This window comes from Pseudomonas sp. GW823-FHT03E05, assembly GCF_058796855.1.
Genome location: NZ_JBXAJB010000002.1, coordinates 314931 through 334999 on the forward strand (window position 1 = coordinate 314931; position 20069 = coordinate 334999).

A 20069-nucleotide genomic window follows, 5' to 3' on the forward strand; every position below is an offset into this window, starting at 1 on the left:
CGCCTGGGAAATCACTCTTCAGCTATGGGTCGCCTCGCGATCCTGGAGCACGCGCCACATCACCTTGCCGGAGCCGGACTTGGGCAGGCTGTCGACGAACTCCAGCACCCGCGGCACCTTGTAGGCGGCCATGTGCTCGCGCGCCCAGGCGATGATCTCTTCGCTGGCGGTGCGGCCCCGGGCCTCGCTGCGCAGCACCACCAGGGCCTTGACGCTTTCCCCGCGGTAGGCGTCCCGGGTGGCGATGACACAGGCTTCGTGCACCGCCGGGTGCTTGAACAGCAGCGCCTCCACTTCCGCCGGCCAGACCTTGAAGCCGCTGCTGTTGATCATTCGCTTGAGGCGGTCGGTGAGAAAGAAATAGCCCTCCTCATCCATGTGCCCCAGATCGCCGGTGCGCAGGAAACGCTTGCCCTCGAACTCGACGAACGCCGCCTCGGTAGCTTCAGGGTTGCGCCAGTAGCCTTTGAACAGCATCGGGCCAAAGGTGATGATTTCCCCCACCTCGCCGGGTGCAAGTTCCTCCAGGGTGCGCGGGTCCACGACCCGTGAATCGACGCCAAAGAACGGCATGCCCAGGCATTGCAGCTTGGCCCGCTCAGGGGGGTTGCCATGGCTGGCGGCGGCGGTTTCGGTGAGGCCGTAGCCTTCGAGAAAAGTCAGGCCGAACTCCTGGCGCAGGCGCTGCGCCACCGCCTCGGGCATCGCCGCCCCGCCACCGTTGATATGCACCAGGCTCGACAGTTCGAAGTCCTGGTAATGGGGGCTGGCGAACAGGTCGATGACCATGGTCGGGATGCAGGTCCAGTGGGTCACCCGGTACCGCGAGATCAGCCGCCCGGCCAGTTCCCGATCCCAGCGCGGCATGATCACCGTACTGGTGGCGTCGAACACCGCCCGCAGGACAAAGCACACCAGGCCGGTGATGTGGAAAAACGGCACGACCCCAAGGCCCACCGACTCCACGGTGGATTGGGTCCAGCTACCGCTGACCGCGTTGCTCATCAGGCTGCGATGGGTGTGCATGCAGCCCTTGGGATGGCCGGTGGTGCCCGAGGTGTATTGCAGCAGCGCCAGGTCATCGGCCTGGGCAGTGTGCGGGCCGGGGCAACGTGCCTGGGCCAGGGCCTGGTTCCAGCGCTGGTAGCCTTCGGGCAGCGCTGGCTCGCTGCGCAGCCAGGCATCGATCTCGGCGCTGGCGACCTCCGCCGGGTGCATGTCCGCCGATGCCGGCATGGCATCGCTGTAGCGGGTCACCAAGACCCGGTGCAGTCGCTGCTCGGGTTCGAGGCTGGCATTCGCCGCCTGGGCGATGGGCGCCAGGTCCGCGGCGCAGATCAGTACCCGCGCCTGGGCATCGCCGAGCTGGTAGCTCAGCTCTTGCACCTTGTTCATCGGGTTGATCGGCACCAGCACCGCATTGGCCCGCAGGATGGCGTAGCAGGCGACGATGAATTGCGGGCAGTTCTGCAGGTACAGCGCCACCCGGTCACCGGGCTCGACCCCTTCGCCCTGCAACCAGCCGGCCAGCGCCAGGGCCTCGGCCTGCAACTGGGCAAAGCTCAGCGTGTGGCCGAAAAACCGGTAGGCGACCTTGTCCGGGTAACGCCGGGCCGCCACCTCCAGGTTGAACCAGAGCGAGGTGGCCGGCACCGACAAGGCCAGGGGCAGGCGCTTGGGCCAGACACGGTGATGGGGGCGCTGGGTACGAGCGGTGGACATGGAAGACTCCTTCAAGCCCGGGAATGATCGAGGGAACAGCCATGGACAGCGTCATCCGGTGCCGGCTGGCCAGCCAGGCCGCACGTTGATGGGCCACCGCCCCGGGTCGATCCTGCCCCATGCAGGGCGTGATTTTCAACCACTTATATTCCGCTGTGCGAAATAACATTCCATATTGACCAGTAGAATATTCGCTGACATCCTGCATTTCAACGAGCCATTTGCCCTGCGAAACACAATCAGAACAATCACTGCTGCCTGGCCACGGGGAACACCTGCCCTCCAGGACACCCGACCGGGACTGACCCAAGAGCCATCGCCCATGAGTGCCGTACCCGAAGTTTCGATGCTGCAAGGCGTGTTCAGCGGATTCGCGGCCCATCTCGGGTTGAACCTGCGGGAATACCAGCAGGCGCAAACCGTCATCGCGGTCACCGTCCAACCTCATCACCTCAACCAGGCCGGCAATCTGCACGGCGGTGTCATCGCCTCCCTGGCCGACACCGCCATGGGCATGAGCGGCACCTGGCATGCCGACCCCGCCCAGTGGCGGCTGGCCCTGACCCTGTCCCTGAACATCAACTACATGGCCGCGATCCCACCGGCCACCGAGGTCCGGGCCGTGGCCCGCCTGCGCGGCGGCGGGGCCAAGATCTTCATGGCCAGCTGCGACCTGCTGGATGCCCAGGACCGCCTGCTGGCCAGCGCCGAAGGGGTGTTCAAGCGCGGCCGCCTGCGCGCGGCAGCCACTGAGGTTGTGGCGTGCCCTTGATTGGCCGGTGATGGCTTCAGGAACGGAATCGGGTTTCGTCAGGGAATCGCAGATTTCAATTGCGGCGGTTCCGGGATAACATTTTTCCTTTGTTTCCACGAATCCGCTGCGTGGTCAACCGGCATTGCGCCCGGCACCAGCCCCTACCGGAAGACCCCATGCAAGACCCGAACGACTCCCCGGAACAAGCGCCCAAAGACCGTAAGTTCGTCGAAGCCCTGGCCCGAGGCCTGGAAGTCCTGCGGGCCTTTACCCACGGTCACGCGGTACGCGGCAACCAGGACATCGCGCGCATCACCGGCCTGCCCAAGCCCACGGTGTCGCGCCTGACCTACACCCTAACGCAGCTGGGCTACCTCAAGTACAACCAGGACCTGGAGAAGTACCAGCTGGATTCAGCGGTACTGGCCCTGGGCTACGCCTACTCCGCCAGCCTGCGGGTGCGCCAGCTGGGCAAGCCGTTCATGGACGAGTTCTCGCGCCGCACCAACACCACCGTCAGCCTGACTTGCCGCGATCGCCTGTCGATGATCCACGTCGACAGCAGCCGCCCGCCGGAAGTCGCCAGCCTGCGCATGGAGCCCGGGCTGCGCCTGCCCCTGGCCACCAGCGCCGCCGGGCGCGCCTACCTGGCCGCCACGCCGAAAATCGAGCGTGACCATCTGTTGGGGGAAGTGGCGAAAAAGCTCGGTGATGAATGGCCTGCCCTGGAAAAATCCCTGGAAGACTCCTTCCGTGAATACGAAGAGTTCGGCTTCTGCCTGTCACTGGGCGAGTGGGACCGCAACGTCAACGGTGCCGGCGTGCCACTGCGCCTGGCCGACGGCAGCATCATGGCCCTGACCTGCGGCGCCCCGAGTTTCCAGCTGTCCAGCGAAAAACTCGAAAGCTCCCTGGCCCACCAACTGGTGATGCTGGCACGGGACCTGGAAAGCCTGGGCGTCTGAGGCAGGCCATAAAAAACCCCTGATCCGCGATGGATGCAGGGGTTGGTTTCAAGGTTGCCCAAACGCCAGCCAATCGAAAGTGCCCAAGGGCAGGACACTCCATCGATGCTGAAGCAGACAGCCGATTCCGGACACGCCCTGGGTTGCCAGGGCATATCCGAAGTGGGCAAGCGCCTCTATCGACGGCCGGGGGCGATTCAGTTGCCCATCACCCCCTGGTTGAAGTCGGCCGCCTGACTGAACGGGCGGTCGTAACCCAGGCTTGCGTAGTTGGGCGCAATCACCTGGATATTGCCGAAGGATGCGGACTGGCGAATGTCACCCAGGTCCACTCCCGCCAAGCCGCCCAGTTGAGCATCCCGGCTACCGGTGACGGTACCGCTGGCAAGCGCGTTGACGATCCGCGCGTTGTTCTGCCCCACCAGGCCACCGACCACGCTGTAACTGCCCCCGGAGACATTGCCCTTGGCCGAAGCGGTGTCGATAAGGCTGTCACCCTTGAGAACGCCATGCGTACCCACCAGGCCGCCCACCGCGCTCTTGGCACCAGCACTGGCATCACCACGGGCTTCCACCGACTTCAGGTCCCCGGCGTTGTAGCCGATGAGCCCGCCGACATGGCTTTGGTCCTTGCCCACGACGTTGCCCCAGGCCGTTGAGTTGGCAACCAGCCCGCCCACGTTGTAGCCGACCAGCCCGCCCACGTTGCTGTTGCTCGCGCCCTGGACCAGGCCGAAGGCCTCGGCAAGGCTGATGTGGCCGTCGATGTTCTGCCCCACCAGACCACCGATGTGCAGGCTGCTGCCGCCATTGACCGAACCACTGGCCGTGACGTTGTGCAACGTGCTGTCCTGGTTCAGGCCCACCAGGCCACCGGCCGTGGCAAAGTTCTTGCCCAGCAGCCCGCCGCTGGCGACAGAGTCACTGATGCGGCCCGACTCGTTGCGCCCCACCAGGCCGCCGACATGGCTCGCGCCATTGCCCGAGACCGCCGTCGAAGACTGGGAACCCTCGATGCGGCCGCCCTGGTTGTAACCCACCAGGCCACCCAGGTTGGTGCCCTTGTAGCTGTAGCTGTCACCACTGGAAACCGTTCCAGAACTGGAGGAACCGGCAATCAGCCCTTGATGATTGACGCCCACCAACCCGCCCACACCGCCCTCGGCGTTGCTGGCGATGCTGGCGGTGAGCCGGACATCGGCGCTGCTGTTGGTCACGGTGCCGCCACTGCCCGCCACCTGACGGTTCTCGCCCACCAGGCCACCGGCCGCCGAGGTAAAGCTATTGCCCAATACCACACCGGCCACCGACGACGCGTCGATGGAGCCACCGGCGTTGCTGCCCACCAGGCCGCCGACCAGGTTGTCCTGCCGGCCCTTGGCATTCACCCGCAGTTTGCTGGCACTGACGTTGGCGATTTTCCCCCTGTTGCGCCCCACCAGGCCACCGACGGCACTGCTACCGGTGGTGGACGTGGCGCCGTTGATGGTCATCGAGGCCAGCTTGAGGTTGCCGATGCTGCCGGACGAACTGGCGAACAGCCCGCCGTCGGTGCCGTTGCTGTTGACCGTCAAACCGCTGAGGGTGTTGCCCAGGCCCTCGAAGACGCCGCTGAAGGTTTGCTGCCCACCGATGGAGTTCAGGCGGGCGCTGCTGTCGATGGAGTTGCCCAGCACGTAGCGGCCCGCCAGATCCTGGTCGATCGCCTGCAACTGCGTGGCGTTTTGAATGACGCTGTAGGCTTCGCCGTTGGCATCGAAGCGGGCGCCGTTGCCGGACAGGGTGACGCCGCCATTCTGGCCCAGCGCAAAGTTGCCGCCATGGTTCAGCCCGAGGCTGCTGTTGCTGCCGCTCAGCGTCAGCTGACGATTGAGCTTGATGTCCCCCTGGGCGTTGAGTTCCACCCGGGCATTGGCGCCACCGGCAAACAGGCTGTCATCCAGGCGGATGTCCTTGGCCGAAGAGAGGGTCAACTGGTTGCCACTGAACCAGAAGAGCCCGTTTTCCACCGCCACGTCGCCCTTGCCACTGGCCAGTTCGATATGAGTGGTTGCCAGGTTGCGCGACAGAGTTTCGGCATGGGTGGTGTTGCTCTTGGCGGTGAGGAAGGAGCCCACCTTGACTTCGTTGCTGGCGATCTTCCAGGTGCCCGTCTGGCCATCCCTGGCCTGGGTGTCGACCTTGGTCGTCAGTTGCACCCGAGTGTTGGCGCCCCGGGTCTCGATCACCCCGCCATCGCCCTTGCCGTCCAGCGCACTGGCGCGCAGCGAGCCATCGACGCTGACCACGCCCACGTCGCCGCCATCCAGGGTAATGCGCCCGGCCTTCTGCGACAGGGTATTGGCTTCGACGGTGCCCTGGTTGTTGACCACCGTCTGCAGCACGGAGCCCGCGCTCTTGGCGGTCATCAGCACCTGCCCGCCATCGGCCTTGAGCAGGCCGGTGCCGGTGTTGTGCACCAGCGCGTCGAGCGCTGCGCTGTCGACATGCAGGTCCAGCAGTTGGTTGTCATCGAAGCTGACGGTGAAGCCATCGCCTGCGGCCAACGCCACACGGCCGTTCTGCGCCTTGATGGTGCCCTGGTTGGTCACCCTGGCCCCGAGCAGCGCCACGCCACCGCCGTCAGCGGCAGTGATGGAGCCCTGGTTGACCACCTCGGCTGCCGAGGTGCCGGCGAACTTGTAGTTGCCGGCCTTGAAATCGGCATCGCTGATATCCCGGGTCGAAGCCACCAGGCCACCGACATTCACCTGAGCGCCCTGGCCGAACACCACGCCGTTGGGGTTGATCAGGAACACCCGACCATTGGCGTTGATCTGCCCGTGAATCTGGCTGCCATTGACACCCACGACCCGGTTCAGGGCGATCGAAGTGCTGGTGGGCTGGTTGAAGGTCACCGACTGACCGTTCTGCACGTTGAAATCCTTCCACTGAGTGACCAGCTTGTCCGTCTGCTGATTGATGGACATGTGCTGGCCCTGGGTATGGAAATCGGCACTGCCGGACACCACCTCCCCTCCCGTGGGCAAGGCAAACGCCGAAGGCAACCCGGTCAATGCCAACAGACTGGCAACTGCCACCACCAGGCCCTTGCCGGAGCCGGCACGCCGACGCCGGGCGCCTTCGTGAGTGACGTTCCAGCAGCCCTGGGCCTGGTTCCATACCAATGCATAGATCTTGTTCATGAAAACTCCATATCGATTTATCTACGTACTGCAAACCTTTGCAGCACGGCACTGCCGCTGAAGTGCGCGCTAGGCCTTCAAACTGGACGACGGTGTTGGGTAGAACTTGCCCACGGACGGCCCGGCTCAATGAGCGGTCGCGATCATGGGAAGGTAAAAGTGAACTCTGCAGCCCCGTTGGCAGCCCCTCCGGCGTGAACCTCCTGGTCATTGCCGATGCGGATGTAGCTGGCTCGCAGGGGAATGCTTGCGCCATCGCCGATGCGCTGCATCTCGTAGCTCTGGCCGCTGTACTCGATGCGCTCCGAGGTCAGCCCATTGGTCATGACAATGCCGAACCCGCGGGTGGTGGAATCGATCAGGCCCAGCACGCCCTTGACCGCAGAGCCCCCTGACTTGTCGATAAAGCTGATGCGAGGCCGGGCCTGCATCGAACAGCGGCTCAACCCGATGCTGAAGGGAACCTCGGGCGAGGTGGCATTGACCTGGGGAAAGTCCGCCAGGGAGAAGCGCCCCAGGCGCACGCCGATCTCCTTGTAGGCTTCCACCACACAGGTCTTGGGCAGCTCGATGTCCATGTTGAAGTCCAGGCCGCCCATGACCAGGCTCTTGCGGCAGCTGTAGGTCAGCGGCGGGCTGAGCTTGCCCAATTGGGATCCCAGGGTTGATTCGTTTTTTTCCAGGTCGTACGCATACAACTGCAGGTAGGACGAGCCTGTTACCTGGGTCACTTTGAGAGTGCCCGCGGGCAACTGATCCGGCGGTACGGTCAGGATCAGCGATTGAATAATCTGGGTGACCATGGTCTGAGCGGGTAAACCGCTCTCGTAGATCAGGTCATCATTTTTTTCCAGGACAATGGGAGAAGTGACCTGGGTCACTCGTATTCTCTCCCGCCCTTGCGGAGCTACGTCCAGTCGCAGGCCAATGCCGGCGACATCGGTAGGCGCGGCGTCATCGGTCTGCGGCGTACCGGGGCTCCAATGTCCGGCGGTCACCAGCTCCCGCGGTTTCCCGGAGATCGCCAGGTTGAAACTGGTATGCAAGGTCACCGTACGCTCCCACAACACGGTTCCCACCGGGGTATTGGTGTTCAACGGGTTGACCAGCCTCCAGGGAGAACCGGCCTTGCTGCTGAGGTTGCAGTCCCTGGCATAACCGTTCAACGAGGCCGCTTGCGCCTCTGCGCCGCCCCAGCCGCAAAACACCCCTGCGAGCATGACGCTATGAACCCACAGGGGCAGCGGTCTGCAATCGGCTACAAGCCTCAGCCATTGGCGAATCATCTGTCTTTCTCCCTGTCTGCGCCTTGGTGATACCGCCCCTGACAAGGGCAGCGTTCTGCACAAACGAGATGGATTGCCCAACAGTGGCCGGCTGCTTGCGGCCACCCTTAAAAAAGATCATCAAGGAACGAGACAAGCAGGTACCCGCCAGCAGCCGGAACCCGGTGCGCCAGGCGCACCGGGGGCAACTGCCATTCCTCGGATCAGTGGTTGTGGATCATCAGTTGCGAATGTCGCCCTGGTTCAGGCCGACCGCGGGTACCTGAGTCGCCAGGCCCAGCGCCGTGTTGTAGCGCATGTCGCCGTAGTTGACCCCGACCAGGCCGCCGTAGGTCTGGGCGTAGTTCGACACGAACTTGACGTTGCCGTAGGCCACGGAGTTGCGCAGATCGCCCATGTTCAAGCCGACCAGGCCACCCAGGCGGGCATAGGTGCCGCCGCTCACCTGACCATTGGCCAGGGAGTTGGTGATGAACGAATTGTTCTGGCCGACCAGGCCACCCACCGAACTCTGGCTACCGCCCACCACATTGCCTTTGGCCGAGGCACTGTTGATCCGGTGATCGACAAAGTCGCCGTTGGTCCCCACCAGCCCGCCGACAAAGCTGTTGGCGCCGCCGCTGACGTCACCGCTGGCCTCGGCCGAACTCAGGTCACCGTCGTTGTAGCCCACCAGGCCGCCGACGTAGCTGAGGTTGCCGCCGCTGACCTTGCCACGGGCCACGACATATTCGGTGTTGCCACCAAAGTTGTGCCCGATCAGGCCACCGATGTTGCCGCTGGCTCCGCCGACCACATCACCTGTCACTTCAGCCGTGTGGATCCGACTGTTGTCGTTCTTGCCCACCAGCCCGCCGACGTTGGCACCGGTCGAATCGCTGACCTTGCCTGTGGCCTTGACGTTATTGAGCTCGCTGTTCTGGTTCCAGCCCACCAGGCCACCGGCAGCCACGGAGCCCGCACCGACCACCGCGCCACTGGCGCTGGAGTCGACGATAGCGCCGTTGTTGTTGAAGCCCACCAGGCCGCCGATACGGCTGGCGGTGTACCCCCAGACGCCGACCGAGGAGCTGGCGCGTTCGATCCTGCCACCCTGGTTGTAACCCACCAGGCCACCCAGGTTCGGGTCCTGGACGTAACGGTTGAACCCGGTACCGACGGTGCCAGCACTCGAAGAGTCGCTAATCAGGCCGCCCTTGTTGACGCCTACCAGGCCGCCCATGCCGCCATTGGTGGTGACCTGCATGGTGCCCAGCACCCGCACGTCGGTGGTGCTGTTGGTAATGGTGCCGAGGCCAGTCGAAGCGACGTTGTTTTCCCCCGCCAGCCCACCGACGGCGGAGGTGTTGGCATTACCGGTCACTGTACCGGCCATCGAGCCACGATCGATGGTGCCGCCGGCGTTGACACCGACCAGGCCGCCGACAATGTTGTTCTGGTTGCTGTTGGCGAAGACGTTGAGGTTGGTGCCACTGACGTTTTCGATGCGGCCGGTGTTTACGCCGACCAGACCACCGATTTTGCCGAAGCCTGCGTTGGAGGTGGCGCCGTAGATGTTCATCGACGCCAGCTTGAGGTTGCTGATGGTGCCGGACGAGCGACCGAACAGACCGCCGTAAGGGCCGTCGGTATTGACCGTGAAACCACTGATGGTATTGCCCAGGCCGTCGAAGACCCCGTTGAACTCTCGACTGCCACCAATGGACTTGATGCTGCCGGTACCCTTGATGTCGTTGCCCAGCACATACAGGCCGTCGAGGCTGGTACCGATCGCCTGCAATTGCGCGGCGTTCTGGATCACCTTGTACAGGTCGCCATTGGCGTCGAACCAGGCGCCACTGCCGGACAGGGTGACCTGGCCCTTCGGCCCCAGGGCGTAGCTGTTGCCGTAGTCCAGGCCCAGGCTGCTGTTGACCCCGGTCAGCGCTACTGCACCATTGATCTTGATGTCCCGATTGGCATTGAGTTCGATACGGGCGCCCGCACCGCTGCTCTTGAGGTTCTTGTTGAGGCTGATGTCCTGGGCCGAGGCCACGCTCAATTGATTGCCGCTGGCCCAGGCGATATCACCATCGATCGACACGTTGCCGGCCTTGCTGTTCAACTCGATGTTGGTGGTAGCCAGGTTGTGCGACAGGGTATCGGCATACACCGTGGTTTCACCGGGCGTGGAGGTCGGATTGACCGTGACGTCCGAAGAGCTGATCTTCCAGGTCCCGGCCCGGCCATTGTTGGCCAGGGTGTTGACCCGGGCGGCCAGTTGCACCTTGGTGGTGGCGCCCTTGGTTTCCACCACGCCGCCATCGCCGATGGCAGTCAGTGCGTTGGCGCTCAGCGAGCCGCCGACGTTGACCACGCCGACGTCACCGCCGTCCAGGGTGATCTTGCCGGCCTTGCGCGACAGGGTGTTGGCTTCGATGGCGCCCTGGTTGTTGACCACGGTCTGCAGCATCGAGCCTGCGCTCTTGGCGGTCATCAATACCTGCCCGCCGTCGGCCTTGAGCAGCCCGCCGTTGCTGACCAGCGCATCGATCGCCGCGGCATCGACTTTCAGGTCCAGCAGGTTGTTGCTGTCGAAGCTGACGGTGAACTCGTTGCCGCCACCCAGGGCTACGCTGCCCTTCTGCGCCTTGATGTCACCTTCGTTGCGCACGGTCTTGCCGATCAGCGCCACGCTGCCGCCATCGGTGGCGGTAATCATGCCGTTGTTGACGACTTCAGCCTGCGAGGTCCCGGCGAACTTGTAGTTGCCGGCGGTGAAGTTGGCATCGGTGATGTTCTGGGTCGAGGCCACCAGGCCACCGACGTTGACCTGGGCGTTGTTGCCGAATACCACCCCGTTGGGGTTGATCAGGAACACCTGGCCGTTGGCATTGATCTGCCCCTGGATGTTACTGCCATTGACGCCAATCACCCGGTTCAGGGCCACCGAGGTCTTGGTCGGCTGGCTGAAGGTCACCGTCTGGCCACGGTTCACGCTGAAGTCGTTCCAGTTGGTGATCAGCTTGTCAGTGTGCTGGTTGATCGACATCTGCTTGCCATTGTCGAACGTCAGGATGTCCGCCGTGCCGGAGACCACCGTGCCTCCCGTCGGCAACGCGAAGGCCACAGGCAGAACACCAATGCCCAGCAGCCCGGCCACCATCACCACCAGGCCCTTGCGTGTTCCGGAGCGGCGACGACGGCGTGCGCCCTCGTCGGTCACACTCCAGCAGCCCTGGGCCTGATTCCACACCAATGCATAAACCTTATTCACGTTGACTCCTTATCTACTTATTAACGCCCTGCAACCTATGCAGGACGGCACCACCTCCGAAGCACACGCCGGCCTTCAGAAATACTGTGTCGCGCTGGCCCAGATCCGCGGCGTGCGCTCGGGCCCGCTGCCTTCCTGGTTGTTGTCCAGGGCCCAGGCACTGGTCACGCTGATCTGTTGCGAAGGACCGCTCCAACTGGCCCCCACACCGGCGCCCGACAACTGGCGGCGGTTCTCGTCGTGGATCCAGGGGCTCTTGTTGACCTGCACCGCGCCGTGATCGACAAACGCCTTGAGCTGCCAGCGCGGGGCCAGGAGAAAGCGCAGTTCCAGGCTGGCCTGCCAGCCCTGGTCGCCACTGCTGGTCCCCTGGGGATAGGCGCGCACATCGAAGGGGCCGCCGATGCCGAATTTTTCCGAGCTGTCCAGGTTGGTCGAGGACCATTGGCCGTTGAACTGGCCATAGAGCTGAAAGCGCGGGCTCAGGTACTGCAGGCGCGCGGCATTGAGGTTGAGCTTCTGAAAGCCACCGTTGGTGCCGGCCGTGAAATGGTCGCGCCACTGGTCCATCGGGTCGTCGATGCTCAACCGGCCACTGCCGTAGGTGAGGTAGAAGAAGTTCTGCCCGCCGCCGAGCAGGCTGTCCTGGGAGTTGCCGTTGAGGCTCAGGCTCCACAGTTCCACATGCTTCTGGCTGCTGACTTCGAACAGGTCGATGTCGTCGCGCAGGCGCTTGTCCTCGTACTGCAACTGGGCGCTGAGATCGAAGGTGCGGCTGCGGATCAGCGGCTGAGTGATGAAGACACTGCCGATGCTCGCCTGGCCGTGGGCCTCCAGCACCTCGAAGTCCCGGCTCAACTCGTAGTTCATCCGCGAATAGGCCACGCCCACACTGGTGGACCAGGGGCCCAGGGGAAGCTTGTAGGCGGCGCGGTAGTAACGCTGGTCCTCGTCGCTGCCGAGCAGGCGCAGGTTGAACTGATCGCCCAGGCGCAAGGGGTTGTTGAGGTTGAGGCTGCCCCCGAGGCGGTATTCGCCGGTGTAGTAGCCGCCGAAGTTGTCGGCCTCCAGGGTGCCGCTGGCCCAAGGCCCGGGCTGCGCATTGACCAGCAGGTCGGTGGTGCCGCGCTGCTCGCCGGCACTGAGAGTGCCCTTGACCCGGACCCCGGGAAGGTCGCTCAACAGCAGCAGGCTGCGTTCAAGATCTTCACTGCGGACCGCGGTATCGCTGTGCAGTGACGACAGCGGGCCTGTGATCACCGAATTCAGGGCCCGGGACTGGTTGTTCACTTGAATACGACCGTAGCGACCTTCCATGACCTCGATACGCACCACGCCGTCCTCGATGTCCTGGGCCGGCAGGAAGGCCCGGGCCAGCATGTAGCCCTGGTCCTGGTAATAGGTCGTCAGGCGCTCGGCGGCCGCGCGCAGCTGGTTCAGGTCCAGCTCCTGGCCCTTGAGGTCCGCCAGCAGGGCTTGCAGCGTCTCGTTGCTGAACACCTGGTTGCCGACGATCACGAAGTCGTTGACCTGCAAGCGGATGCCGGAGGTGTCCGGAGCCTGGGCAGGGGCGCTCGGCGGCTTCGCCGGCAGGTCCAGCTCCGGTGCCGGCTGCTCCGGCAAGGCCGGTTGCGTGGCCTGGATGTCGCGCATCGCCTGCCCGGCGTTGGGCACATACACCGCGGCAGCCGCCACTGCGGGCAACATCAGCAGCAAGCCCAGGCAACCCCCGGACAATCGCTGCCAGCGCCGTTCAAGGCCCCCCGCAAGCAGGCTGTTCGACGACTTGCCCAAGGCAACTTCAGTCTTGTATCCGCGCACTTCCACTCAGCGTCTCCCCGCTGTCAGTTGCCACTTGGTAATGAACCACCGCCTGATCCGGGGTAATTCCCTGCATATCGGGCAGGGCGATCCGCGCCGAGCCGAAGGGCTCCACGGTGATCCCCTGCAATGTGATTGATCGATTGCCGCTGCCCAGCGCCACCTCAGCGAAGGACACGTAGTACGGGGTCGGGTTGCCGGCCAGCAGCGCAGCGCCAGCCTGCCCCGGCGCCACAAGGCTCCAGCGCAACTGGCGGACCGCTTCGTCAGCCTTGCCGGACAAGCCCTGGGGGCGGTACAGCAGCTTCATGCGCATGCGCGATGCCAGCCGCAGCAAGTCGTCCTTCGCGGCCGCCAGGGGCGGTACTTCGAGAAAGTTGATCCAGAACACCGACTCCCGATCGCCGGGCAATGGCTCGCCGCTGTAGCGCAGAACCAGGGCTGCGTTCTGCCTTGGCTCAAGCCGGGAGATGGGTGGCGACAGCACGAACGGCACCACCAGGGCGCTGGGGTCGACCTCGGCGTCGCCCTTGTCCAGCCAGGCCTGCAACAGGATCGGCGCACGGCCGCTATTGCCGACCCGGATGCTGATGGCCGGCTTGTCGGCGGAATAGATGAACCGTGTGCCGACAATCGACAGGTCGGCCTGGGCCCAGCCGCTGGACAAGGCCAGCAGCCCCAGCAGCCACCGGCAACCACGCAGGGAGCAAAGACGGCGATATCCGCCTTGATGGCCCATCAAGGCCGCTCCTCTACGGAACCTGCCGGCATCGCCCGGCAGGGGCGCTGAAGCACCACATAGCCCGTGGCGGAGGCCGTATCGCGGGGCGGCAACTGGTAGTCGATCAGGCACTGCTGATCCGGCTCCTGGCCCCATTCCACGCGAATCGTGCCCTGGTCCTGCTCGGTACGCAGCACCAGGCGGCTGCCCTGGCCCACCGCCCCCAGCTCGGCACCGTCCTGGGCATCGACGGCCACGGCAGCAAACGGCAACTGCCGGCCATCGGGCTGCTGGCTGTCGATCAGCACCGCACGCGCCCTGCGGGTCGGGTACGAAAGCATCACCACCGCCCCCGCCACCGGCGCCACATGGCGCGAGCTGAGCAGCAGCTCGACGTCGTCGGCAACGCCAGTGGGGTCGATGTCCACGGTGTTCAATTGATAGGGGCTCAGGCTGGAGACCACGGCATAGCCGCTTCCATCCACCCGCGTATCGGCATAGCCGACCCGGGCGCCCTTGGCATCGGGAGCATGCACCAGGCCCGTGGTTTCACTCAGGGTCTGGGCGAAGGTCAAGCCACCCGAATGCAGCACCATGCCCCCGGAAGCCCCCAGAGACTGCTGGCGATAGTCGCGGCCCTGGGAAAAGCTCGAACTCAGGGAAACCTCGGGCAGGAAATAGTTGAGGCTGGCGTTGGTCGAGGTTTCGCCCTGGCGCTGGTCATGGGCGGCGGACAACGCATAGGTGGCGTCGCCATCCTTGTCCAGTACGCCGGAAATGCCGCTGGTGTAGTGCGCGCCAGAACGCTTGTCGTGGCTGGCGTAGCTGTTGATCGTGGTACCCCGGCGCCCTTCCCGCCCCAGGGGAATCGACAGGCTGAAGCTGAAAAACGTGTTGTCCGCCCCCGCGCCTGCCCGCGAACCACTGCTGGAAGCACGCATGCGCTGAGCCATGAAGGAGTAGCTGTTACCGCGCCACTGGTTGCTGTAGCCCATGGCGAAGTTCAGGGTCTGGCCCTGGCGATTCCAGTACTGGAGGCTGGAGCCCGTGGCATAGAGCTGCCCTGCGCCGTCGCCCAGTTGCTGGTTGATGTTGATATCCAGGCGGTCACGGACCCGGGCGAACGAGTCGACGCTCTCGCCCTGGTTGACGTGGTCCTGCAGGCTGATGGCGTCATGCAGGCCCAGGTAACCGCTGGTGGAATAGCGGTAGGCCAGCAATGAGAAGTTGGTCCCGCTGTTGGGCAGGTTCTTGCTGTAGGACAGGCGCACGCTTTGGCCCTGCATGCTGCCGCCCCGGGGCAGCTCGGTTCGGGCCTGGGTCAGGTCCAGGCCAAAAGCCCCGAGGGAAGTATTCAGTGCGCTGCCGATCAGCGCCGACATGTAGCTGCCGGTGAGTGCCGTGCCGGCATAGCCGGTCAATTGGTTATCCAGGCCGTAGTGCAGGGTGCCCTGGGCCACATATTGCTCGCTGCCACCGAGCCCGGGGTTCGCCACCTTGCCCGCCGTCAGGCTGTAGCGTGAGGTGCCGGGGCGCAGGGTTTGCACGGTGGTGGCAAAAGGTACGGTAAAGCGGCTGGTCTGGCCGTTGGCCTCGGTGACCGTCACGTCCAGATCCCCACCAAAGCTTGCCGCTTGCAGATCGGAAATCTCGAACGGCCCCGGTGCAACGGAGGTTTCATAGATCATGTAGCCGCGCTGATAGACCGAGACCTTGGCATTGGTGCTGGCCGTGCCGCGGATCTGCGGTGCGTAGTAGCGCTGGCTCTCGGGCAGCATGCGCGGATCGCTGGCCAGCCGGACACCGCGAAACGATACCGAGTCGAACAGATCGGCTTCGGTCACGCTCTCTCCCACCAGCAACTGCGAGTGCCAGGCCGGCAGGTCGGTCTGGGCATAGATGTAACCGCGCTGATAATGGCCGCCCACCTCCGGCGACCAGGTGGCGGTGCCGCTGTGACGCAGACGCCAGTCACCCAGGTTGAGCCCCAGGTTGAGCCCGGCATAGCCATCGGTCTGGCTTCGCCCATTGCTCTGGGAACTGAACAGGCTGGTGTTGTAGTTGAGCGTGGCCGCGGACACCCCGTAATCCCAGCTCGCCGGATCGACATAGGTTTTCGACAGGTTCTGCTGCAGGAAAAGCTGCGGCACCGACAACTCGATCTTCTGTTCCGCAATTTTGACGCGGGTGGTCGCGCCAGGGATGTAGCTGCCCAGGTCGCCGCAAAACAGCCCATCGCCCATGAGAGGGTGAGAGGAATGGGTGCCCAGGCTCGCATCGGTCTTTTTCAAGTCGATTCCCAACTGCTGCAACAACGAACGGTCGTAGCACGGCTGGCTGCCCTGGGGGTCATCGCTGGCGCGGAACTGGATTTCCTGCAACGCCCGCCACTGACTGCTCACCAGCACATCAAGCAAGTATGTGCCGGGCGCGACATAGCCCAATTGTTGAAAGCGCGAGGTATCGATGGGAGTGCCCTTACCTTGAAATAGCATCTGGCTGTCGAACAACACATCCTGGCTGGAGCCCGTATCCGCAGCCTCTGCCGTCGCCGGCGCGATGCCGTCCTGGTCGGCCACCAGCACCATGGAATTGCTCATCAGCACCGCCGCCAGACACAGTGACTGCGTCGCCGGAACCCGTCTGCGGCCGGATGAAGGCCCAGAACAGCTCGCACGCAAATGCCGATGGCACGGAATACGCGACATAACGAGATCCCTGCCCCTCAAGAAAACCAAGCCACTGAAAAGTCCGCAGAAGTGATGAGGAACCCCGTCAAAGAAGCGACTTTTTCAGCAGGCCTCGGCCGCCGAAATCATCGATCACCTCATATTCGATTGATGCCTTGGTCGGCTGTGACGGAGCGCTCGCTGGCCAGGGGAAAGACTCATATCCGAAGGGTGCGACCATGCCTGGCTTCAAATCGATTCGACGGCCTGACACAGCAACTTCCATGCGTCCGAAGGACACGTAATAAGGTGTTGGGTTGAACACTTTTATAACCGGAACTTGCGAAGCGCTTGCTCGACTTAATTCCCACTTGAGCTTTTCGCCAGCCATGCCCGCATTGCCAATCAAGTTGTCAGGACGGAAGAAAATCTTGATCCGAGTCCTGAATGCAAACTGCAACACGTTCTCGTCCTGTTTTCGCCGTGGTGGCGTTTCCAGTACATTCAGCCAGAACAACGATTCGCGATCTTTTGCCAAGGGTTCTTTTGAATAAGACACACGCAATATTGCCGAGCCTCCCGCTTCCACCCGACTGACTGCTGGGGCCAGAAGAAAGGGAACCTTGATTTCCTCAGGAGACTTGTTGGCATCGCCTTCGTCGATCCAACTTTGCGCCAATAAGGCCACAGAGCCGGTGTTACTCAACTTCAATGTAACTTCACGAGCCTCTGCTGGATAAACCAGGCGCGTACCTTCCAGTACTATCCCGGCATGCGCGACCCCCGACAGTATCCCCAGGAACATGACACCGATAACGAGAGAATGAACAAAACGCGCAGTCGGCGTCATGACCTGCCCCTTAATAACTAACTGCTGTTATTGGTACGCAAGGGTGTAGCGGATGTAGGACACGCCCGAACCTGCACCGACGGAGGCTTCAGTAGATACGTAAGCGGCCTGGTACTTCAGGGTTGCAGTCTTTTCAGTGGAGATCGTAGCGACCTGGGGTGCGGCTTCCGCCTGACCCAGGACGATCTTCGCCGGAGTACTGCCGTGGTCGTTGTAGATCTGGATCTGCACGCCCCTTGCAGGCTTGCTACCGATCAGCTTGAGGTTGCCGGAGGCAGGGTCGACGTTGCCGAGTTGATCGAACTCGATGGAAACGCTCTTACCAGCAGTACAGCTGGCACCCGAAAGCTGTAGTACGAACGGTTTCAGCGTAGAGGTCTTGCCGATCTCGCTAAATACAGACGGGTTGATAGTACCGAGTTCAACGTTAGTCTCGTTACCTTCGCCCGGGGCCTTGCCGTTGATATCGCAGGTGGTGTCAGAGATGCTGCCACTGAACTTCACCACGCCATCGGTAGCCTGGGCAAAGGATGGAATCAATGCTGCCAGCATCAACCCGGAAGTTGCCATGGACAAGAGAGTCTTGCGTTTCATCTGATTTCCTTTTCCAAATGATTATAAGGAAGCAACAACAAAACACTTCTCTCCGAAAGCAACCGACAATAATACTGCCGCCAGCTTGGAAGAACGGATTTGCCTGACCTTATAAAAGTTAATTAATGCTGCTTGTTCCCGGCATCCCGGCCGGCTTGAACTACAAGTTCGGATCGGGTCTGCCAGCAGCGACCAAGCATATAGAAGAGTCGATTTATTTGGATCAAGATCACTACAGCATGATTTCCGGGAATGCTCCCGCAGAGAAACAGGAAATTTCTCGGAATGGGAAACCAACTTAAACAACAGACAAACTAAAGTTATTCGCTAATAACAACTTCCTGGAATATCAATCCAATAGCCGATAACAGCATCAAGTATTGTGGACTATTGATATTTGGCCAAGCACCGCCGAATCGACCGGGCGCAGGACGCACTGATTCCGCCGGCGCTAACAGTTCGGCAGAAGGCGTTGCTGGAAAACGAGGGGGCGCACGGCCCGGGGCGGCCGATTGCGAGCAACAAAAAAGCCCCGGAAATCGATGATTTCCGGGGCTTTCATTTGTATGGCGGAGAGATAGGGATTCGAACCCTAGGTACCGGTGAAGGTACAACGGATTTCGAATCCGTCCCATTCGGCCACTCTGGCATCTCTCCAACGGCGCGCATCATAACAGCACCTTTGCTCGAAGCGAAGCCCCCCGAGCAAATTTTTTCCGTGCTATCAGATGCTTGCGTCGATTACAGCGGTACGCCGAGGCGCTGGGCCACTTCTTCGTAGGCTTCGATCACATCGCCCAGGCCCTGGCGGAAGCGGTCCTTGTCCATCTTCTTCTTGGTGTCCTTGTCCCACAGACGGCAACCGTCCGGGCTGAACTCGTCGCCCAGGACGATGGAGCCGTCGCTGAACACGCCGAACTCCAGCTTGAAGTCCACCAGCAGCAGGCCGGCGTCATCGAACAGCTTGCTCAGCACTTCGTTGACCTTGAGCGACAGCTCTTTCATGCGCGCCAGTTGCTCGGCAGTACCCCAGCCGAATGCCACCACGTGGGATTCGTTGATGAACGGGTCGCCCTTGGCGTCGTCCTTCAGGAACAGCTCGAAGGTGTAGGGGTTGAGCTTCATGCCCTCTTCCACGCCCAGGCGCTTGACCAGGCTGCCGGCGGCGTAGTTGCGCACCACGCACTCCACCGGAATCATGTCGAGCTTCTTCACCAGGCATTCGTTGTCGCCCAGCAGCTTGTCGAACTGGGTCGGCACGCCGGCGGCTTCGAGTTTCTGCATGATGAAGGCGTTGAACTTGTTGTTCACCATCCCCTTGCGGTCCAGCTGCTCGATGCGCTTGCCGTCGAACGCCGAGGTGTCGTTGCGAAACAGCAGGATCAAGCGGTCGGCGTCGTCGGTCTTGTAAACCGATTTGGCTTTGCCGCGGTAGAGTTCTTCACGTTTTTCCATGATGGGCTCCGCTTGCTAAGTAGGTGGGCTAGGCGATGTGGCGCCAGTCGAGCCCTGAATCTTGATCGGCCAGTTGCAGCCAGTCCGGGTCGCACCCGAGGGTGTCGACAAAACATTGCCGGGCCAGCTGCGGCAGGTTGTTCTTGCTGCTCAGATGAGCCAGGACCAGGTGCTGCAGGTCCTGCCATCCCAATTCGGCCACCAGGCTTGCGGCCTGATGGTTGTTCAAATGTCCCAGGTCGCCGCCAACCCGCTGCTTGAGAAAGTACGGGTAATAACCCCGTGCCAGCCGATCCCGGCAATGGTTGGCCTCGATCATCAAGGCATCCAGGCCACGGTAGCCGTCCAGCACCCCGGCGCAGTAGGAGCCGAGATCGGTCAGCAGGCCGAAGCGCCGCTGGCCATCACTGAAGACAAATTGCGTAGGTTCCTGGGCGTCGTGGGCCACGGCAATCACGTCGATGCGCAAGGCGCCGATCTGCAGCGACTCGCCACCGCGGACAAAACCCGCGACCTCCACCGGTTTGCGCATCCCGCGCAAGGTGCCCTGGCTGAGGTAGACCGGTAGATTGTAGCGCCGAGACAGCAAACCCACGCCATGCACGTGGTCGGCATGTTCGTGGGTTACCAGGATGGCGCTCAACTGCGCGGGATCGACTCCCAGACGCAGCAGGCGCCGCTCGGTTTCCCGCAGGGAGAAACCACAATCCACCAGAACGCAGGTGTCGGCACTGACGATCAGCGTGCCATTCCCTTGGCTACCACTGCCGAGAACGGCAAAACGCATCGGA

13 protein-coding genes and 1 tRNA gene are annotated in these 20069 nt (G+C 62.8%); 2 read left to right on the forward strand and 12 right to left on the reverse strand.

Features of this window, described 5'->3' with window-relative positions:
* Window positions 1-18: 18 nt before the first annotated feature.
* Window positions 19-1722, reverse strand: a complete 1704-nt coding sequence (locus AC1RCO_RS09140) for a long-chain fatty acid--CoA ligase (protein WP_492617644.1) — start codon at window positions 1720-1722, stop codon at window positions 19-21.
* A 322-nt stretch (window positions 1723-2044) separates the two neighbouring features.
* On the opposite strand from AC1RCO_RS09140, the gene AC1RCO_RS09145 reads away from it, so the two are divergent.
* Both AC1RCO_RS09145 and AC1RCO_RS09150 read left to right on the forward strand, forming a co-directional pair.
* A complete protein-coding gene (locus AC1RCO_RS09145) occupies window positions 2045-2494 on the forward strand; it encodes a PaaI family thioesterase (RefSeq protein WP_492617645.1) in 450 nt (149 codons plus the stop codon).
* Between the two features lie 158 nt (window positions 2495-2652).
* Complete coding sequence (locus tag AC1RCO_RS09150) at window positions 2653-3441, forward strand: IclR family transcriptional regulator (protein ID WP_015634531.1); 789 nt, start codon at window positions 2653-2655, stop codon at window positions 3439-3441.
* 197 nt (window positions 3442-3638) lie between these two features.
* Here the strand turns inward: AC1RCO_RS09150 and AC1RCO_RS09155 are convergent, their stop codons facing one another.
* From AC1RCO_RS09155 to AC1RCO_RS09205, 11 genes are all read right to left on the reverse strand, one after another.
* Window positions 3639-6626, reverse strand: a complete 2988-nt coding sequence (locus AC1RCO_RS09155; RefSeq protein ID WP_492617646.1) for a two-partner secretion domain-containing protein — start codon at window positions 6624-6626, stop codon at window positions 3639-3641.
* 143 nt (window positions 6627-6769) lie between these two features.
* Entirely contained in the window at window positions 6770-7846 is a 1077-nt protein-coding gene (locus AC1RCO_RS09160; RefSeq protein ID WP_410040440.1) for a fimbrial protein, read from the reverse strand.
* Between the two features lie 286 nt (window positions 7847-8132).
* Complete coding sequence (locus AC1RCO_RS09165) at window positions 8133-11168, reverse strand: two-partner secretion domain-containing protein (protein WP_342402856.1); 3036 nt, start codon at window positions 11166-11168, stop codon at window positions 8133-8135.
* Window positions 11169-11243: 75 nt separating this feature from the next.
* On the reverse strand, window positions 11244-12995 hold the full coding sequence (locus tag AC1RCO_RS09170) for a ShlB/FhaC/HecB family hemolysin secretion/activation protein (protein WP_220223848.1): 1752 nt from the start codon (window positions 12993-12995) through the stop codon (window positions 11244-11246).
* Window positions 12970-13728: a fimbria/pilus periplasmic chaperone gene (locus AC1RCO_RS09175; RefSeq protein WP_492617647.1), complete on the reverse strand. Its 759-nt coding sequence runs from the start codon at window positions 13726-13728 to the stop codon at window positions 12970-12972. The genes AC1RCO_RS09170 and AC1RCO_RS09175 overlap by 26 nt, the downstream gene beginning before the upstream one ends.
* Window positions 13728-16310 carry a fimbria/pilus outer membrane usher protein gene (locus tag AC1RCO_RS09180; RefSeq protein ID WP_492617648.1) on the reverse strand — a complete coding sequence of 861 codons (2583 nt, stop codon included), beginning with the start codon at window positions 16308-16310 and terminating at the stop codon, window positions 13728-13730. The genes AC1RCO_RS09175 and AC1RCO_RS09180 overlap by 1 nt, the downstream gene beginning before the upstream one ends.
* A gap of 175 nt (window positions 16311-16485) precedes the next feature.
* Window positions 16486-17229: a fimbrial biogenesis chaperone gene (locus tag AC1RCO_RS09185; protein ID WP_492617649.1), complete on the reverse strand. Its 744-nt coding sequence runs from the start codon at window positions 17227-17229 to the stop codon at window positions 16486-16488.
* A 27-nt stretch (window positions 17230-17256) separates the two neighbouring features.
* A complete protein-coding gene (locus tag AC1RCO_RS09190; protein ID WP_011059800.1) occupies window positions 17257-17823 on the reverse strand; it encodes a fimbrial protein in 567 nt (188 codons plus the stop codon).
* A gap of 567 nt (window positions 17824-18390) precedes the next feature.
* A tRNA-Ser gene (locus AC1RCO_RS09195) sits at window positions 18391-18480 on the reverse strand.
* An 84-nt stretch (window positions 18481-18564) separates the two neighbouring features.
* Complete coding sequence (purC, locus tag AC1RCO_RS09200; RefSeq protein ID WP_011059799.1) at window positions 18565-19278, reverse strand: phosphoribosylaminoimidazolesuccinocarboxamide synthase; 714 nt, start codon at window positions 19276-19278, stop codon at window positions 18565-18567.
* A gap of 28 nt (window positions 19279-19306) precedes the next feature.
* Complete coding sequence (locus AC1RCO_RS09205) at window positions 19307-20065, reverse strand: MBL fold metallo-hydrolase (RefSeq protein WP_011059798.1); 759 nt, start codon at window positions 20063-20065, stop codon at window positions 19307-19309.
* Window positions 20066-20069: the final 4 nt, after the last annotated feature.

Bases quoted from the DNA above. Each gene is read 5' to 3' on its own strand.
- AC1RCO_RS09145 (WP_492617645.1), top strand. From the start codon at position 2,045: ATGAGTGCCGTACCCGAAGTTTCGATGCTGCAAGGCGTGTTCAGCGGA.
- AC1RCO_RS09175 (WP_492617647.1), bottom strand. From the start codon at position 13,728: ATGGGCCATCAAGGCGGATATCGCCGTCTTTGCTCCCTGCGTGGTTGC.
- purC (WP_011059799.1), bottom strand. From the start codon at position 19,278: ATGGAAAAACGTGAAGAACTCTACCGCGGCAAAGCCAAATCGGTTTAC.
- AC1RCO_RS09160 (WP_410040440.1), bottom strand. From the start codon at position 7,846: ATGCTCGCAGGGGTGTTTTGCGGCTGGGGCGGCGCAGAGGCGCAAGCG.
- AC1RCO_RS09180 (WP_492617648.1), bottom strand. From the start codon at position 16,310: ATGAGCAATTCCATGGTGCTGGTGGCCGACCAGGACGGCATCGCGCCG.
- AC1RCO_RS09150 (WP_015634531.1), top strand. From the start codon at position 2,653: ATGCAAGACCCGAACGACTCCCCGGAACAAGCGCCCAAAGACCGTAAG.
- AC1RCO_RS09205 (WP_011059798.1), bottom strand. From the start codon at position 20,065: ATGCGTTTTGCCGTTCTCGGCAGTGGTAGCCAAGGGAATGGCACGCTG.
- AC1RCO_RS09185 (WP_492617649.1), bottom strand. From the start codon at position 17,229: ATGACGCCGACTGCGCGTTTTGTTCATTCTCTCGTTATCGGTGTCATG.
- AC1RCO_RS09140 (WP_492617644.1), bottom strand. From the start codon at position 1,722: ATGTCCACCGCTCGTACCCAGCGCCCCCATCACCGTGTCTGGCCCAAG.
- AC1RCO_RS09155 (WP_492617646.1), bottom strand. From the start codon at position 6,626: ATGAACAAGATCTATGCATTGGTATGGAACCAGGCCCAGGGCTGCTGG.
- AC1RCO_RS09190 (WP_011059800.1), bottom strand. From the start codon at position 17,823: ATGAAACGCAAGACTCTCTTGTCCATGGCAACTTCCGGGTTGATGCTG.